General features: G+C 67.2%; 12 protein-coding genes. 6 read left to right on the top strand and 6 right to left on the bottom strand.

Translation table 11 applies throughout. The features are described 5' to 3' along the window. Positions 1 to 133: 133 nt before the first annotated feature. From VGR67_13435 to VGR67_13415, 5 genes are all read right to left on the bottom strand, one after another. A complete protein-coding gene (locus VGR67_13435) occupies positions 134 to 487 on the bottom strand; it encodes a hypothetical protein (protein ID HEV8337413.1) in 354 nt (117 codons plus the stop codon). Positions 488 to 820: 333 nt separating this feature from the next. Further along, positions 821 to 3,463 (bottom strand): protein kinase, encoded by a 2,643-nt coding sequence (locus VGR67_13430; GenBank protein HEV8337412.1) that lies wholly within the window; start codon positions 3,461 to 3,463, stop codon positions 821 to 823. Between the two features lie 252 nt (positions 3,464 to 3,715). Continuing rightward, positions 3,716 to 6,664, bottom strand: coding sequence for a multicopper oxidase domain-containing protein (locus tag VGR67_13425; protein ID HEV8337411.1), 2,949 nt, complete (start codon positions 6,662 to 6,664; stop codon positions 3,716 to 3,718). A 288-nt stretch (positions 6,665 to 6,952) separates the two neighbouring features. After that, a complete protein-coding gene (locus tag VGR67_13420) occupies positions 6,953 to 8,890 on the bottom strand; it encodes a copper resistance protein CopC (GenBank protein HEV8337410.1) in 1,938 nt (645 codons plus the stop codon). Position 8,891: 1 nt separating this feature from the next. After that, entirely contained in the window at positions 8,892 to 9,518 is a 627-nt protein-coding gene (locus VGR67_13415; protein ID HEV8337409.1) for a hypothetical protein, read from the bottom strand. Positions 9,519 to 10,364: 846 nt separating this feature from the next. Between VGR67_13415 and VGR67_13410 the strand changes: the two genes are divergently transcribed. The 6 genes from VGR67_13410 (at position 10,365) to VGR67_13385 (ending at position 17,051) form a co-directional block, all read left to right on the top strand. Continuing rightward, positions 10,365 to 11,273, top strand: a complete 909-nt coding sequence (locus VGR67_13410; GenBank protein ID HEV8337408.1) for a hypothetical protein — start codon at positions 10,365 to 10,367, stop codon at positions 11,271 to 11,273. A 7-nt stretch (positions 11,274 to 11,280) separates the two neighbouring features. Then, on the top strand, positions 11,281 to 11,793 hold the full coding sequence (locus tag VGR67_13405) for a PDZ domain-containing protein (GenBank protein HEV8337407.1): 513 nt from the start codon (positions 11,281 to 11,283) through the stop codon (positions 11,791 to 11,793). Between the two features lie 55 nt (positions 11,794 to 11,848). Beyond that, on the top strand, positions 11,849 to 13,384 hold the full coding sequence (locus VGR67_13400) for a glycosyltransferase family 39 protein (GenBank protein ID HEV8337406.1): 1,536 nt from the start codon (positions 11,849 to 11,851) through the stop codon (positions 13,382 to 13,384). A 22-nt stretch (positions 13,385 to 13,406) separates the two neighbouring features. Then, positions 13,407 to 15,428 carry an amidohydrolase family protein gene (locus tag VGR67_13395; protein HEV8337405.1) on the top strand — a complete coding sequence of 674 codons (2,022 nt, stop codon included), beginning with the start codon at positions 13,407 to 13,409 and terminating at the stop codon, positions 15,426 to 15,428. Between the two features lie 5 nt (positions 15,429 to 15,433). Beyond that, the gene (locus VGR67_13390) at positions 15,434 to 16,351 is read left to right on the top strand and encodes an ornithine cyclodeaminase family protein (protein ID HEV8337404.1); all 918 of its coding nucleotides are present in this window, start codon (positions 15,434 to 15,436) and stop codon (positions 16,349 to 16,351) included. Between the two features lie 88 nt (positions 16,352 to 16,439). Then, positions 16,440 to 17,051: a YdeI/OmpD-associated family protein gene (locus VGR67_13385; GenBank protein HEV8337403.1), complete on the top strand. Its 612-nt coding sequence runs from the start codon at positions 16,440 to 16,442 to the stop codon at positions 17,049 to 17,051. 355 nt (positions 17,052 to 17,406) lie between these two features. On the opposite strand, the gene VGR67_13380 is transcribed toward VGR67_13385, so the two are convergent. Continuing rightward, positions 17,407 to 17,763: a hypothetical protein gene (locus tag VGR67_13380; GenBank protein HEV8337402.1), complete on the bottom strand. Its 357-nt coding sequence runs from the start codon at positions 17,761 to 17,763 to the stop codon at positions 17,407 to 17,409. Between the last annotated feature and the right edge of the window lie 257 nt (positions 17,764 to 18,020).

Genomic DNA, 18,020 nt, shown 5'->3' with positions numbered 1-18,020 from the left:
GGCCCCCGATCCATCCCGGCTCGCCGCGTTGCGCCTCGCTTGCGTACCGCCTTGGGTACGCGACGCTCTGGCGCGCCTTGCGATCCGGGCGCCTCGGCGACCTCGGTGTTAACATGATTTCCGAAACGCAACACTAGTGGATTGAACGGGGCTGGTCGGAGCGGATGACGCGGAACCGGCGGATTCGCGTGGTGAGGACCTGATTGCCGAATTCAAGGAATAGCCCCTGTCCGGCCGCCAGATCGGTGTGGATGGCGCTTCCTCCCCAGGTGCAGCCGTTGATGCGCGTGGTCACCGGAGAGACGCCGGCGCGATCGAACCACCCTCCGGAGACACGGAACATCTCGTTGCCGAGGCTGACGATCCGATAGGAAGAGTTCAGAGTCTTCACGATGAGGCAGTCGCCGAAGACGAGGTCCGATTTCCGGATCCTCTGGGTCCGCCGGATTTGCCGCACGAGACCAGTCAGCGTCCTGGAGGCTATCATCACTCCACCGTGGGCCTAAGAATAGCAGCTTTCCGGCGGCGGGAAAACACCCCGAACCCGCCGAGCCCGCGCTGCCCCCGCGCTGCCCCCGCGTCAAAAACCTTCTAGCATCCAGACGTCGCCGCCGCGCCGGGAGAAGCGATCCAAAAGCACCCGGAGGCCGTCCTCACGGGTAGTCGGCGGTTTCACGCTGGAGCGGCCGGCGGGCATCTCGTACAGAATCGCCCGGACGGAGAAAATATTCGACTGGCGATCGGAAGCGCAAGCCGGCGTCGCTCGAGTGCCGGCAAAGCGCGGCGGCAAGCCCTTTGGCGCGATGGGGGCAGCGTCAGATTACTGCTTGAGCAGAGTGGTCCAGTTCAAAATGACCCGAATGTCGCGCTGGGCGTCGGGGCCGGCCGTCACCAGGAAGCGCTCTCCATCGGCGGTCGCCGCCACTCCGGTCGTCCCCTCCGGCAGGGTCAGAAGAGGACGAGGCACCCCGGGCTCGAGAGCCGCGCCCTGGCCGATCGGCACCGACATGACGGTGTCTTCCTTGGCGTAAAGCAGCTCCTTTCCGGCCATCGTCCATCCCGGAGTGTCGCCGCCGTCGACGGAGATCCGCGTCTTACGCTCCGGCACCGGAAACGACTGGACGTAAACTTCCAGCCGTCCCGATTCATCGCTGTCGTAGGCCAGCCACCGTCCATCCGGTGAAATCCGCGCGTGCGATTCCTGTCCCGGACCCGCCTGGTAGGGCTGAGGCTTTCCGCCCTTCTCCAGCGGGAGAGTCCACAGGTCCCAGGAAGTGTTGTTGCCCAGCATCCCAAAAACCAGCCTTCGGCCGTCCCGAGAGACGTCCCACACCGTTTTGAATTGTGCGTCGGTGGTGGGAACCATCTCGGGCTCGCCCGTACCGTCGGCGCTGCCGAGGTAGATCTCGGCCCGACCGCTGCGATTGGAGGAGAAGGCGATTCGCCGGCTGTCGTCGAACCAGACGACGTTCGCCTCCTTCGAGAAGGTGGGGGCGAAGCGCGTAGGAATGGAGCGCAGCAGGTCGACCAGCCAGAGATCGGTCCCGTTCATCAACGCCGCCATCCTGCGGTCGGGAGACAGTGCGAACATCTTCCAGGGTCCGGCGGGGAGCGGGATCGTGCCCCGAGCGGCGCCGCTGCGGTCGATCCATTCCAGGCGAGTTGACGGGACCCTGCCTCGCAGGAAAACCAGCCGCCCGTTGTCCGAGACGGAGGCCACCGGCTCCGCATCCAGTTCGGAGGGGGGAGGCGCGTCGGCGATGACCACGGCCTCGCCGCTTGGCTCGAGTCGCTGCGAGTCGAACGGCTGGGCCAGAATTTTCCCTTCCCGAGCGAAGATCAGGTAACCCGGCTCGGCATAAACCGCCGCCGAGTCCGCCATCATGACTTTCTTGACCGTTTTCGATTTGAGCGACGCGACGAAGAGGTCCAGCCCGCCCGGTCCGCCGGGAAGCGCCGCGAAAATGAAATGCTCCCCGTCCGGCAAGAAGGAAGGAAAGCGGTGGGAGGTCTGATGCCGTGCGGCGTCGAGAGCGGTGACCGGAGAGGGCTCCCCTCCGGCCGCGGGCACGGAAAAGAGAGGACCTTCGGGAGCCGGCGCAAAAATAATCCGGCCCTGCGTGCCCCAGTCGGCGCCGCGCGCCCATTTCAGGTTGCAGATCGTGGTCGGCGCGCCTCCCCCCACGGCGACTTTTCTCAGTTTCCCGCCGAGGGTGGCGTAGCCGAAGTAGCGGTTATCGGGAGACCAGAACATCGCTCCGCCGAGGTTGCCTTCCGGCAGAAGCCTCGCCGCGTCGCTTCCGAGCGGCCGCAGCCACAGGTGGTTGCCGGTCTCGCCGGCAGCGATGAAAACCACGTTGCGGCCGTCCGGCGAGATGCTGATGACGGACGAATAATGAATGAAATGCGTGTCGGGAGGCGGCAGGATGGATGCCTGGAATGATTCCTCCCGGTGGGGCGCGGTCAGGCGGAGATAGAGCAACATTCCCGCGGCCGCCAGTCCCGCCGCGGCCATCGCCCAGGCGATCGGCTCGCGACTCCGCCGGCGCGCCGCGATCGGCGCCGCCACGCCCGCCTGCGATCCGGCGTCGCGGATCCACTCCAGCTGCAGCCGCACGTCGTGGGCCGTCTGGATGCGCTCGTCCGGGTCCTTGGTCAGGCACGCCCGCACCAGCCGCTCCAGAGTCGGCGGCGCTAGCGGCGCAATCTCGGCAATCGGCGGCGGCTCCACGTTCATGATGGACCCGATCAGCGACGCCTGGCTCTTCCCGGCGAACGCCTTCCGTCCGGTGGCCATCTCGTAGAGCACGCAGCCCAGCCCCCAAAGGTCGCTGCGCGCGTCCGCCTCCTTGCCTTCCAGCTGTTCCGGGGACATGTACTGGAACGTGCCGACGAGGGATCCCTCCGAGGTCAGCGGCTGGGCCATCGTCGGCGAGGGGGCCATCGCCGTCCTGGTTAGACCGCTGCCGCCCGCCGGTCCCGCCATTCCCGTCGCCCGGGCCAGCCCGAAGTCCATCAGCTTGGCGCCCGATCGCGTCAGCATGACGTTGGCCGGTTTCAGGTCGCGATGCACCACTCCCGCCCGGTGGGCCCGGTCCAGAGCATCGGCGATTTGGATTCCCAGACGCAGGACCTCGGGAACGGCGAGGGGACCCCGCTCGAGGCGCGCGGCCAGCGTCTCCCCGTCGACCAGCTCCATGACCAGGTAGTCGGTGGTCCCTTCCTGTCCCACGTCGTGGAGCGTGCAGATGTGCGGATGATTGAGGCTCGAAACGGTGCGCGCCTCGCGCTCGAAACGGGCGCGCACCTCGGGCGAGTCGGTCAGATGCTGGGGAAGCACCTTGATCGCGACTTCCCGCCCCAGGCGCGTGTCCTTGGCGCGGTAGACCTCGCCCATCCCGCCGGCGCCGAGGGGGCCGACGATCTCGTAGGGACCGAGCCGCGTACCAGCGAGGAGGGTCATTTCTTCTCCAGCAGCGCCGTCGAGTTCTGAGCGAGGATCATCGGTGAGAGAGAGCTGTCGGGCAGAGGCGGGTTGGCCAATGCCGGACGTGCGGGGGAGAGGTTAGCAGAAAAGGGAACTCGATGGGAGGCGCGCACTATCTATCAAATGAGGTCGTTCAAGACTCTGAGAGGAAAACGGCTCGGGGTAGGGAAGAGTCCGGCGCGTGCGCCGCGCAGGGCGGGAAATCCCCGCCCTGCGCGGCCGCCGAGCTTACTTGGGCTTGTGGATAACGATGCTCCCTTGGGCGATCGCTTGCGGGTTGGCGACATCGATGTCCTCCGACGCGCCAAGAACGTTGTCGTAGACCACCGCGTCGCCCGCCGATTTGTCCCAAATCTTGATGCGGAACTTGTCGATGCCACCCCCGCCGGAGATCTGGCCGTCCGTGGCGGTGAGGAGGAAACCGAAGTTGCCGGCGCCGTTGACCGTGCCTACGCCCTTGTACTGGGCCTTGGCGCCGGCCACCACCAGCCACTGGTACGAGTCCGACTCGAACCTGAAGTCGGCGACTTGGAACTTGAACTCGGTGTGCCCGATGGGCACGGTGGCGCCCTTCTTGTACTTGGACTCGAAGCCGAAGATCGCCTTACCTTCGAGCAATGGATCCGCCACATAGGCGCCGGGGGGCGAGTCGATCCACCCTCCTCCGGTGACGAACCCGGCGGTCGGATCGTAGACGACGATCAGGATGCTCTCCGAATCGGAGCCGCCGTCGTCGTCGGAGCCGGTCAGAACTACGGTGTAGACACCGGCCTGGGTGAACGAATGGAGCGCGTCGCAGAACCCGCCGGCCGGGGCGTTGACGGTAGAAGTGCCATCGTCCCAGTTGAAACTGCACGACAGGACATCGGCGGTGCCTGGATCGGTGATCGATGCCTTGACCTCGATGTTCGCCGAGCCGAGCGCGTAGAGGGCGCCAGTCAGCGGCGTCGGGGGAGTGATCAAGGTGAGCGTCGGCGGGACGTTGTTGACCGTGAGCTGGAAGGAGACCTGATCCTTGTGACCTAGGCCGTCATCCGCCGTGACGTAAAGGATCTGGCTCTCGTCCGGCCCATCGGTCGTGGTGTAACTCCAGTCCCACGTCCCGTCACCGTTGTCGGTGAAGGTGCCGATCGCCGGTCCGGTCAGAGTCACTACATCCCCATCCGGGTCCGTGTAGGTCCCGCTCATCGTCGCGGTCTGGCCTTCGTCGACCGCCACCTCGGCCGCGTCCGCATTGACATAGGGCCGCTCGTTGCCCGTCGCATCGACCACGTCGAATTCGGAGATCATTCCGAAGGTGGCGTGGAAGAAGATGTGGCAGTGGAAGACCCACCGGCCCAGCCCGCCGCCCATCGTCGTGCCGTCCATCAGAGGCCGGTCGTCGAGCTTGACCCTGAACCTCAGGGTGTACCCCCCGGGCACGTCGACGTTGTCCCTGAACTCATGGTACGGCCAGGTGTAGGTCGGCGACCCGGCTTTCGTGAGGTCGAGCGGCTGAATCGAGAAACCGTGGAGGTGGAACGGATGATGCGCCCCGGTCTTGTTGGTGACGGTCAGCTCCAGGATGTCGTTCAGCTTGGCGTAGCGCGCCGTGCAGGTGAACGGCGCGACGGTCATGCAGGGGCGCGGCGCCACGGTGTAGTCGCCCGAGAAGTCGTGCGAACCGATCACCGTGTCGACCCCGAAGCCGCCGGTTGCGCTGTTCGTGAGCTGGATGTCCTGGCTCGCCAATCCCTCCTTGGGCGGAACGAATAGGCTCGGGTCGAGGAGTGTGCCGGTCGCCGCGCCCAGCGCCGGGACAGTATCCCCGGTGGATGCGCGCAGCGCGGTGCCGTCGGAAATCGTATACGTGGAGCCCGCCACTCCGGTCACGTGCAGGTGCATCACGGGGACGGTCGGGAGCTTCGCCCATCCGGCGCCGCCGGTGCGGAAGAAGTCTTCCGTCCAAAGCGTCAAGTCGCCGGTCGCCGTCGGCGGGATGGCGACCACGACGTCGGCCCGGCTGCCCGGGTCGAGCAGGATCTCGCCGAGGTCGTACTTGAAGTCGAATCCGGGAGGCGAAGGTCCGGGCGGAATCACGCCGCCCTGCTCGACGGCGTTGTCAAGCAGCCCCCCTTCACCGCCGATTCGGATGAGCGGGATCTGCGTCCCGTCGACGCCGCCGACCGTGCCGGTCAGGCGGAGCCGGAAGAACCGGATCGTCGCCGTGTTGCCGATCTGCAGGCGAAGCCCCTGGCCCGCCTGGACGTCGAACGTCGCCGCGCCGGCATCCAACGCCCCGGGCGCCCCGGGATTTCCCGCCCGTCCCCCGACGTTCTTGCCGTTGGTGAGGACGGTCTGTCCTTCGTTCGTCGGCTTCCCCGTCGGGGCGGAGGTTTGGATGTTCGGGATATCCCCCTCATCGAAGGCGGCGCGAGGGTTTCCCTCTTCGTCGATCGGTGAAGTCTCGCAGAGATCCTTCGGCGTGGGACTGGGCTGCGCCCATCCGGGGGCGAGGGCCACGTGCGGCTGCGTATTGCCGTCGTAGGTGGCCGTATCGTTGCTCCCTTGGGCCTTGCACACCGTGACGTCGCTGAGCGCCAACGTCAAGGTCTGGGACGCACCGGGTATAACGCCGCCGGATATGAGGGCCGGTTCGTTCGGGTCGGTGATGATGATCGGCCCATACAGCCCCTTGAAGACCTGATTCGTGGAGGAGTGGTGATGGGGGTGATACCAGAAGATCCCTGGCCGCGTGACCTTGAACTTGTAGAGGAACTTCCCACCGGGTGGGACCTGATTCTGGGTCAGGGGCGTTCCGTCACTCGCGTTGCTCAGCTCGATGCCGTGCCAGTGGATGCCGGTGGGAGTCTCCAGGTGGTTCTCGAAGTGCACGATCACGGTGTCATTGGGCTTGAGCCGGAACTCCGGGCCGGGCAGCGTCCCGTTGTAGGTCAGGGCGTGCGCCATCACACCGTTGCCGATGTCCACGGTCGCCTCGTCGGCGATGATCGTGGTTTCAAAGATGTCCGCGGCCGGGTTCGTGTCGGTGGCAAGCGGGACGCTGTATGGATCGCCGCCCGAAGTCGCCATCGCGGGGCCGATCAAACGTATTCCGACCAACAGTAGAAGCACCACGACGATCCCCGCAGCGACGAGCGTAAACCGGCCGCGCCGCTGCCAAACATAGGTCCCCATCATCCCCTCCTGCGCATGTGTCGTCTCTAGCCAGTCTCGCTTATGTCTTATGTCCCGCCGCCTCGGATCGTCACAATGGGAGCCGGTGAATTCGTCCGACCGCAGAAGCGACTGGACGGATAGTCAGGTAATGGTCAAATTTTGCGAGAAAGCTGGTGGCGCGAAAGTCTGAACCGGGAGAAAGCGCACCCTCTAATACGTCAGCACCGGAGGGAAGTCAACTGCAAAATTCCATCCCGGCAGCATGGACTCGGGTTGCAGAGCGCGTGCGTTCCGCGCAGGTCCCCGTCAGTGGCGCGGCACGTCGAGATCGACCACGGCACGCAGGCGGGTTCCGTCGCTCGCTCTTGCGATGGCCGCGATCCTGTTCCGGCCCGGACTGAGCCTGATCTCGGCGGCGAACCGCCCCGGCCCCAAGCGTCGCACCGGATGCTGGCGCGCGGGGCCCTCGCCGGCGGCAGTGGTGATGACCATCTCCTCGATCGAACGTTCTTCGGAGAGCGGGTTGAAACAGGTCACGGTCACCTTGCTCCGGCCCGCGTGCTCGGCTTCAGGCGAAATCTGCACGAGCCCACCCGCCAGCTCCAGCATGTATGTGGGAGCCCGGCCCGGAAGGCGGTCAATGGAGAGGGAGCGTGGCGCGATGCGGGTCTCGACGTCCAGCGGGACCTCAACAGAGTCTCCGGTGCGCTCGATCAGCACCGTAACCCGCCAGCGGCCATCGAACGACAGATTGCCACCCGATCCAATGTAGGAATCGCCGGGACCCGGCAAGAGAGCCAGGGACGTCGACTCGACTCCGGAGTCGTCGAGGGGCGTAAATCGCAGGCTCACGCGCCGGGCGCGCACCGGGGTCTGCGAATCGTAGTCGTCTACATGGACGGTGAAGCGATTAGGGCCGGGCTGGTCGGAGGGAGCCGTCAGGCGAACGCGCACCGTCGTGCCGAAATCGGCGCCCGCGACGGAGAGCCCGGGCGGAACGGCCAATCGCGCCGGAGGGGGCAGGGTACCCAGCGCGGCCGCCGCCGCCAGCGCCATCGCGGTGAGACCCAGCTCGCCGCTTCCGGACCGGCGCAGGAGATTCAGGTCGGTCGCCGCCGCGGGCACGCTGCGCCAGCGGTTGAGCGCGCCGAACGCGGCGATGAGGACGATCAATGCGATCTTGGCCGACACCGCCCGGCCATATCCGGTGGCGACAAGGTCCCGCCACGACGCAAGCTCACCGAGGGTCCGCGCGACCCCCGTCGTGGCCACGACGAACAGACCGGCCGCGGCGATGTTCGAGAAGCGGCGCACGGCCACCGTCTTGGTTGCCGAGGGAGCGCCCCGGACACCGAGCAGCAGCGCAGCCAGCCCGCCGAGCCAAATCCCCGCCGCGCTGAAGTGCGCCCACTGGGCGCCCACGCCCACGACCGGCAGCCAACTACCGGCCGCGGCATGCCCGGCGGCGACGTGCACCGCCACGGCCGCGAGCGCAGAGAGCGCAGCTCCCGCCATCGCGGTCCGACGAAACCGCGCCACCCATCGGGCCGCGAGGAGCGCGCATCCCGCAGCGCCGAGGGCGATCGCCCGCCCGATCAGTGCCCGCCCGACGGAGGTGCTCAGGAGCTTGGCGAACGGGGCCGCGGCATTGCGCCTTTGCGCTTCCGCCAGCAGGACGAGACCGATCAGGGCGAGAAGCCATCCGCCGGCAGCCAGCGGCAGATCGCTCCGCCCGCCGAAGCGCGCCACACTTGCCGACGCGGCCCCGAGCAGCGCGACCAGGCCGACGATGAGGATCCAGCGCGCCAGCAGCTCGAAGGGAGAGGCGGCCAGATTCATGGTCGGCGCCGCAGCAGCCGAACCCGTGGGCGCGACGCGAACTCCGAAGGTAAACGCCCCCGCGGTCGCATGGGCGTCGACGGCGGAGACGACTCGCCAGCTCACCGTGTAGATGCCACGATCGAGGTGCCGGACGCGCAGGCTAAGAGAAAGGGGGTCACCCGCAATCCGTTCGGGCCGGCCGATTTGGTAGGCCACACCGTCGGTGTCCAGGACGCGAATGACCGACAGCGACACTTCAGGCTTTTCCGTGAAGGACAAGCGCACGGCCTTCGGCGTGTCGCCCAGCGTTACCCCCGCGAGGGGATCGGAGAGTCGGAGTCCCGCATGCGCCCAAGCGTCGTCGCGGCCGGGTCCGCCCAGGAGCGTGGCGAGCACGAGAAAAACGACGCGGCGACACCCCACCTCAGGCGCCCTTCCGGCCCTTTCGCGCGCCGAGCCCTAGGGCGCCGACGAGAGCCAGCGCGGCGACGGCGATCCCGACGATCGCGAGGGTGCGCGCGCTCGCGGCGGCGTCCAGGGCGCGCTGCGCCCGCGGCAGCTCCCGGCCGAGCCTCTCGGCGAGCTGGCCCGCCGAGGGATCCTTCGCCGGGAACTGAATCTCGGAAGCGTCGGCGACGCAATCGAACGTCCGGTCGGAACAGGTGGACGTGGCATCGATCGCCTGGCCTTTCAAGCTCCCGGTGATGTGAAAGGTGTAGCTGCCCGATCGCGTGGGCACGAGCCAGGCGCGGAACTTGCCCGGGCGCTCGCCGGCCGGCTGCAGCGGCAGGACGATCCGCTGGTTGCCGAAGGAGATCTCCGCGGATAGGGAGCCCCCGGGATCCGTGACGGGCCTGCCGGCAGCGTCGGCCACGTCGACCTCGACGCTGTTCTTAAGCCCGCTGAACACGGGCTCGTCGCCCCACCCGATGGTCAGACGGAACGCGGCGACGCTCTGCGTCTCATGGGCCGAGGCCGCCATCGGAGCCGCCAGCAGGAGCGCCGCCATCCAAGGCGCGCAGGCTTTCCCGAATCGTCCGTCTCGAGGCATCCGTCATCTCCCTCCGCATGGGCGGTCAAGAAAGCGCCGGCCGTCCCCGTCACGCTCAGGGGGAGGCATCGTGGCAAGGCGCGGCGCCGCCATGCGGTCCGCCGGCGGTGAGACTCTTGAGGTAAGCGACGAGATCGACCAGCTGGGTGACCGACAAGGAATCGGCGTAAGCCGCATGATCGAACGCCCGTCGGGACCGGCGTACCCGGGCCCCTTGACGATGACGGCATTGGGAGTGAGGAGCGATTCCGCGAAGTATTCCGCCGGATGATGGCCGCCCATCCCCGTGAGCTCGGGCCCGGCGTTTTCCGGATCCACTCCAGCGGGCGGGAAGTTCTCTCCGGCGACGGTATGGCACTTGAAGCATTCGAGGTCGGCGAATACCCGGCGGCCTTGCTCCGCGTCCCCATTCGGCAGCGTGAACTTCCACCCGTACGGAACGCCTCCGTTCCGATGCAGCTCCTCCATGCTGAGCCCGTGTGAGGCTCGTCCGTCTGGAGCCGGCGCTGCGCCGGAGACCGATGGGCCCTGCGGCAGCGGCCGAGCGCCCGCCCCGAAGCAAAGAGCGAGGAGGGTCGCGGCGATCAAGACGAGAGGCGTCTGGGCTCGCGGCGGCACGGGGTTTCCTCCTTCACGCGCGGCGATCTACCGGGATGCCCTGGCAACAATCTGTGCAACCTGCGTGATGGCGAAGGGTATCAGAAAGGAAGGCTCGCCGGGAGGGGCGAAATGCTCGGGACATTTCTTTCCGCGGGGCCACCCGTTATAAGGTAGGGGGCCGCTAGGGCATTCCCCGAAGCGGACCCGGCTTGCCAACCAAATCATGATTCCCCTCAGGAGGCTCTGATGAGATCCTGGCTCCATCCGGTCGTCCTGGGCCTGGCGTGGGTGTTCGGGGCCGGCTCCTTCACGGCGGCGTCTGGTCCGGCCGAGACGGCGCGTCCCGTGAGGCTCGACCTCGATGCCTCCGAAGTGGGGCGGAAGATCCTCCACGCGAAACTGGTGATCCCCGTCCAGCCCGGCGCCGTGACGCTCAACTACCCGAAATGGATCCCCGGAGAGCACGGGCCCACCGGTCCCGTCACCGATCTGGCTGGCTTGAAGTTCGCGGCGGGCGGAAAGAGCGTCGACTGGAAGCGGGACGATGCCGAGATGTATACCCTGCACTGCGAAGTTCCGACCGGGGCCTCGGAGCTGGAGGTCTCCCTCGACTTTCTCCTCCCGCCTTCCTCCGTGGAAGGATTCAGCTCCGCCGCTTCCTCCACCTCCGAGCTGGCGACGATCAACTGGAACCAGGTGCTCGTCTATCCGGCCGGGATTCCGGTCCGGGACCTCCTCTATCAGGCGAGCCTGACTCTTCCCGCCGGATGGAAGCTGGGGACCTCCTTGCCGGTGGCCTCCTCCTCCGGGCGCAGGACTCTGTTCGAGGCCGTCTCGCTCGAGACGCTGGTGGATTCTCCCGTGATCTGCGGGGCTCATTTCCGTGAGCTGCCCATCGGCAAGGGAAGCGCCGTCCCTCATTTCGTGGAGATGGCCGCAGAGAGCGACGAGGCGCTCCAGGTCCCTCCCCAGACACGCGCCTCGTACGACCGTCTCGTCGCGGAAGCCGGGGCGCTCTTCGGCGCGCGTCACTACCGCTCCTACCGGTTTCTCTTCGCGCTGAGCGATGGTGTGGCTCACTTCGGATTGGAGCATCACGAATCCAGCGACGATCGCGTTCCCGAAAGAGCCCTCCTCGACGACGACCTGCGCTGAGGATGTGGTGGCGGGACTGAACCGCGTGGCTCCCTACGACTGGGCGGCCTTCTTCCGGGATCGGGTGGAATCGCTTTCGCCCCATCCTCCGACCCAGGGCCTGGAGCGCAGCGGCTGGCGTCTCACCTTTGCCGGAACTCCTTCCGCTCTCCAGAAGGCCTATGAGAAAAACGACAAGGAGACCGACCTGAGCGCCTCCCTCGGAATCGTGGTGGCGAAGGACGGCACCATTAAAGATGTCGTTCCGGGCAAGCCCGCCCACCACGCGGGGGTCGGGCCGGACATGAAGATTCTCGCCGTCAACGGACGCCGCTGGTCGGAGGACTGGTCGACGGAAAATCTCCGCGCCGCCGTCGCCGCCACGAAGAAATCGACGAAGCCCCTGGAGCTTCTCCTCGAGAACGGCGAGTTCATCCGCGCCTACTCCCTCGACTACCATGAGGGGGAAAAGTATCCGCGCCTGGAGAGAATCCCGGGAAAAAAGGACCTCCTCACCGCCATCCTGAAGAGCCGCTCGTGAGGCCAGGCGCCGATCCTCTCTGAAGCTCTGAGTTGTTGGCGTGGAGGCAACTAGGATGCAGCGAAGCCCCGAGCCGAGACTGGCGGTGGGAACTCTCGGCGTCCTCGCCGCGCTGAAGCTGCTGCTGCACCTGGCCGCCATCAATCACTACGGCTATTTTCGGGACGAGCTCTACTACCTGGCGAGCACCGAGCATCTCGATTGGGGATACGTGGATCATCCGCCGCTTTCCATCGCCGTGCTGGCAGCGGTGCGGGCGGCCTTCGGCGACTCGCTGGCGGCGCTGCGGATCGTGCCGGTCCTCTCCGGCGTGGCGACGATCGTTCTCGTCGGTCTGATGGCGCGCCGGCTCGGGGGCGGGCGTTTCGCGCAGGGCCTCGCGGCGCTGGGCGCGCTGATGGCCCCGGTGTTTCTCGGCCAAGATCGGTACTACTCCATGAACGCGTTCGACGTTCTGTTCTGGACGCTGGCTGTCTGGACGCTAGTGCGGGCTCTCGACGGTGGCGGAACGCGACCTTGGGTGGTCCTGGGGGTGGTGACGGGGCTCGGACTCCTCAACAAGATCAGCATGCTCTGGTTCGGCGCCGGCCTGTTGGCGGGACTGCTCCTGACGCCGCACCGCCGGGCGCTTCGCACGATCGGGCCGTGGCTGGCGGGGGGGATCGCCGGGGTCATCTTCCTGCCCTACGTTCTCTGGGAAGCGCGACACGGATGGCCGACCCTCGAGTTCATGCACAACGCCACGACGCAGAAGATGGCGGAGGTCTCGCCGCTGCGCTTCCTGCTCGAGCAGATTCTCCAGATGAACCCGGGCGCCGCGCCGGTCTGGATCGCCGGAATCCTCTTCGGTCTCTTCGCCCGGGAAGGGCGGCGCTGGCGGGCGCTGGTGTGGATCTACTTCGCGGTCCTCGCGCTGCTCGTCGCGGGCGGCCGGAGCCGCGCCTCCTATCTGGCGGTCGCCTATCCGATGCTCCTGGCGCTCGGAGGAGTGGCCCTGGAAGGGGTGACCGCGACGGCGGGCCGGCGGTGGATGCGGCCGGCGCTGGCCGTGCTGGTCGTGGGGCTGGGGCTCGTGGCCCTGCCGATGGCGCTGCCGATCCTGCCGGTGGAGACCTTCGTGCGATACCAGTCCGCGCTGGGACTGTCGCCCAAGACCGAGGAGCGGCATCGAATGGGCCCGCTGCCCCAGCACTACGCCGACATGTTCGGATGGGAGCAGATGACTCAGCTCGTGGCCGAGGCGTACCGGCGGCTGAGTCCGGACGAGCGCCGGCACTGCCGCGTGTTCGGCCAGAACTATGGCGAGGCGGGAGCGATCGACGTCCTGGGCCGCCGGCTCGGCCTGCCGCGCGCGCTGAGCGGCCACAACAGCTACTGGCTGTGGGGCCCGGGAGGCGACGACTGGAACGTCCTCATCATCATCGGCGGCGATCGCCAGGACAACGCGGAGTTTTTCGAGGAAATCGAAATCGTCGGGCAGACCGATTCGCCCTGGTCGATGCCCTACGAGCGCGGCCTGGACGTCTCCATCGCCCGCCGTCCCAAAATGTCGATCCGCGAGGCGTGGCCGCGGCTGAAGATGTACATTTGAATCGACGGCGAAGGGGCTGAGCATGAAAAGGCTGGCGTGGATCGTCGTTCTGCCGATGGTGGTCGCGGCGGCCGCGTCCGCACCGCCGGTTGGCTTCCCGGGGAAGGCGCGCTCTGTCCGCTACACGATCCTGCTGGCGGGGAACAAGGCGGGCTTCGCGACCTCCTCCGTGAATCCGGACGGCAGCCTTCGTCTGTACTGGGAATACAACGACCGCGGCCGGGGTCCGCAAGTCAATGAAAAGATTGTCCTCGACGAAAACGGTCTTCCCGTCCGACTGGAGAATTCCGGAAACGACTACCTGAAGGCGCCCGTCCAGGAGCGTTTCTACCGGGCGAAAGGCAAGGCCCGCTGGAAGAACCGCGCCGAGGCGGGTGAGAGGGAGATCTCCGGAAAGGCATTCTACGTGAGCCTTTCGGGGGTTCCGGAAGAGAGCGCCGTTCTGGCCCGGGCGCTGCTGGCCGCCGGAGGCCGCCTTCCCCTTCTGCCCGCCGGCAATGCCGCCATCGACAAGCGGGGTGAGCTGAAAATCGAGGTGGAAGGGAAGTCACGCACCGTCGTGCAGTTCGCCATAACCGGACTCGACTTCTCGCCGAGCCCCCTCTGGCTCGATCAGGACGGGAAGTTCTTTGCCGTGGTGAACGGCAGCTGGCTCGCCGTCGTTCGGGAAGGCTGGGAACCGGCGGTCGAGGCTCTGGCGACGGCGCAGGATGAATTTGACGAACGGCGGGCGGAAACGCTGGCGCAGACGCTGGCTTACCGGCCGGCCGGGCCTCTGGTGTTCGTCCACGCCAACGTGTTCGACAGCGCTCGGGCGAGCATGCGTCCCGGGACCACCGTCGTGATCAAGGGAAAGCGGATCGCCGCTGTCGGAGCGGACGGCAAGGTCGTCCTTCCGAAGGGCGCCGAGGTGGTCGACGCGGCCGGCCGAACTCTCCTGCCCGGTCTGTGGGACATGCACGTTCATCTGCAGCCGAACGACGGTCTGCTCCACCTGGGGGCGGGCGTGACCTCGGTGCGCGATCTCGGCAACGACGGCGAGCGTCTCCTCGCATTGCGCGAACGGTTCGACCACGGCACCGAAATCGGGCCGCGCGTGCTGATGGCCGGAATTCTGGACGGACGGGGCCCCTACGCCGCGCCGACGAAGGTCTTCGCCGATTCGGAGGCGGAGGCTCGGGAGGCGATCGATCGATACGCCACGCTCGGCTACGCCCAGATCAAGATCTACAGCTCGATCAAGCCGGCGCTGGTTTCGCCGATCGTCGTGATGGCCAAACGTCGCGGGCTGCGTGTCAGCGGACACGTGCCGGCGTTCATGAACGCCCAGCAGTTCGTGCGCGCCGGCGCCGACGAGATCCAGCACATGAATTTCATCTTCCTGAATTTCATGCCGGACGTGAAGGACACCCGCACGCCGGCTCGCTTCACGGCCGTCGCGGCGCGCGGCGCTGGAATCGACGTCGACTCCTCACCGGTGAAGGCATTGATCCGCCTGCTCCGGGAGCGCCAGACGGTCGTGGATCCGACGCTCAACGTCTTCGAAGGGATGTTCACGGCCCGTCCGGGGAAGGTCGCGCCGGGATTCGCGGAGGTCGCCGACCGGGTGCCCTCGCAGATCCGCAGAGGCTTCTTCTACGGAGGGCTGGCGGTCCCGGAGGGCATGGACCGGCGCTATCAGGATTCCTTCCGCCAAATGTTGAGGATGGCCAAAGCCTTGGACGACGCTCGCGTTCGCATCGTCGCGGGCACCGACTCGCTCGCCGGTTTTTCCCTGCTCCGGGAGCTGGAGCTCTACGAGCAGGCGGGCATTCCGGCACCGCGGGTCCTGCAGATTGCGACGCTGGGCGCCGCCCGGGTCATGCACCGGGATTTCTGGTATGGATCGATCGCGCCCGGCAAGTTCGCCGACGTGATTCTCATCGACGGGGATCCCTCCCGGCGCGTCGGCGACCTCCGGCGGGTGAAGACCGTCGTGAAGGACGGGGTCGTGTACCAGTCTTCAGCGCTCTACCAGGCGCTCGGCGTGGCGGAGGGAAAGTGACGCCGATGATCCTTCCGATGATCGTCGATGAAGAGGCCGTGCGCCGGTTGCTCCGAATGGAGGATCTGATTCCCGCCATGGAGCGCGCCCTGTCCGGCCTCTCCGGCGGCAGGGCGGTGCAGCCGTTGCGGACGGTGCTGCACGTCGCCGAGCACGCCGGATTCCTGGGAAGCATGCCCGCCTATCATGGCGCCCTCGGCGCCAAGCTCGTCACGTTCTATCCAGGGAATCGCGGCATCCCGACGCATCACGCGGTGATTCTGCTTTTCCGGCCCGAGACGGGGGAGCCGCTCGTTGTGATCGACGGCCGCCTCATCACCGAGATGCGCACCGCGGCGGTCTCCGCCGTCGCCACGCGGTGCCTGGCCCGTCCCGGGGCCTCCGTCCTGGCGCTTCTGGGAGCCGGAGTCCAGGCGGGCAGCCACCTTGAGGCGCTGCGCTTGATCCGGGAGTTCCGGGACGTCCGGGTGTGGAGCCCCCGGAGCGGCGCCGCATTCATGGCGCGCCACGGCATCCGCGCCACGCCGACGGCGGAGGAGGCGGTCCGCGGCGCGGAGGTGGTCGTCGTGGCGACCAGCTCGACGCAGCCCGTCCTGCGCGGCGATTGGCTCTCCCCCGGGGCGCACGTCAACGCGGTGGGCGCCTGCCGACCCGACTGGAGGGAGCTGGACGACGCCGCGCTGCGCGCCGCCCGCCTCTACGTCGAATCGCGGGAAGCGGCGGGACGGGAGTCGGGCGACGTCATCGCCGCCGGGAGCGTCTTCGCCGAGATCGGTGAGGTCCTCGCCGGGACCCGGCCGGGGCGCGGCTCCGATCAGGAGATCACCTTGTTCAAATCGGTCGGGGTCGCCGTGGAAGACGTGGCCGCCGCCGATCTGGTCCATCGGAAAGCGCTCGCGGCGCAAACCGGACGGGCGTCTTGAGCCTGCGCCCGGGGCAGCCTGCTTGACGAGTCGAGCCGAGCACCACGCGGAGAGGTCGGACCCACATCGATCGGAGAGGGAGCGCCCTATGGGACGAAAGGATCCGCGCGTCGACGCCTACATCGAGAAGTCAGCCGTTTTCGCCCGCCCCATCCTGAATCATCTTCGCGAGGTCGTGCATGCCGCCTGTCCCGAGGTGGACGAGACGTTGAAATGGGGCTTTCCCCATTTCATGCACAAGGGGATCCTCTGCAGCATGGCCTCCTTCAAGCAGCATTGCGCCTTCGGCTTCTGGAAGGGGACGCTGTTGGCGGAGAAGCACAAGGGCCGCGCCGCGATCCGGGAGACGGCGATGGGGGAATTCGGCCGGATCACGTCGTTATCGGACCTGCCCGGCGAGAAGGCGCTGAGGCGGTACGTCAAGGACGCCGTCGCGCTGAACGACGCCGGGGTGAAGCTGCCGCGCCCGAAGCCCAAAAGCGGGCGCTCGCTGCGGGTCCCTGAAGACCTTCAGGTGGCCCTGAGCAAGAATCGCAAGGCTCGGACGATCTTCGAAGGCTTCAGCCCGAGCCACCGGCGGGAATACGTGGAGTGGATGACGGAGGCGAAGACCGAGGCGACGCGCCGGCGCCGGCTGGAGACCGCCGTCGCCTGGATGGCCGAAGGAAAAGTCCGAAACTGGAAGTATCTCCAGAAGTGACGGCCGGGCCGCTCGATGCCTCTCGGGAAACGGAGGACGCGCCATGATCCGAACCGTTGTCGCGACGATCCTGGCCGTGACGGTCTTCATGGCTTCTCCGGTTCCGGCCGGGACGGAAGATCCGCTGGGATCTGGCCGAGTACACGGCGAAGCAGAGGCTCGACCATGACGCGGCCTACGGTGGAAGCCACCTCGCCCTGGCGCTCGTTCTGCGGCACCAGGGCGATCCAAACGGGGCCGATCGAGCGCTCGACGCCGCGCGGCGAGCCTGGCGCGACGCCGATCCCGATCTTCCCGAGTTGGCGTCGATCGCTTCCCTTGGGAAGCGGACGTCCTCAGGCCGGTAATCGGGCCGTCAGCTCCGGACCACCGTCGTTCCTCCGCTTCCTCCCCGCGCGGCCATCACGATCAAGATGATGACCAGGGCCAAGCCGAGGCCGCCAATCGCCATCCACACCGGATTCAGGTACCAAGCTCTGCCTTCGTGGCGGTTGACGTCGATGTCGACGTCGACGCTCTTGGGGGGATCGCTGGCCGGCTGCTGCTGCATCGACGCCAGCGTGAACGGGGAGTTCCAGGCGCCGGCGGGATCGAACCGGAGCGTCTGGAGCGCCGCCGCGGCCGGGCTGCCGACGGATTGGATTCCCGCGTGCGCCGGGGCCGCCATGAGTATTCCGAGTGCCAGCACCAGGAGAAGAGTCCGAGCTTTCATTGTTTCCTCCAAATCATGAGCGTACGAGTCCCGCTCCATGGGACGCCGGGACGTGAGGGCGGAGGGACTCCTCCGCCCGTTGATCGGGCCTGAGAACCGGTTCAAAGGGCGCGGCTCCGACTGGCGAGCGTGAACGCCATGGGGTATAGACCCCATCGTCGTTCGGAGGTGCCTGCCGTATCGTGCATGCCTGAACCCCGAATCCTGCCGGGGCGGCGGCCGACAACCCCGCGCGGTCACCGCACCGACTTTCGATC

It is taken from the genome of Candidatus Polarisedimenticolia bacterium (assembly GCA_036004685.1).
GTDB lineage: Bacteria > Acidobacteriota > Polarisedimenticolia > Gp22-AA2 > AA152 > DASYRE01.
The sequence above is the reverse complement of the archived record's forward strand: the minus strand, read 5'-3'. Positions and strand labels throughout refer to the sequence as shown.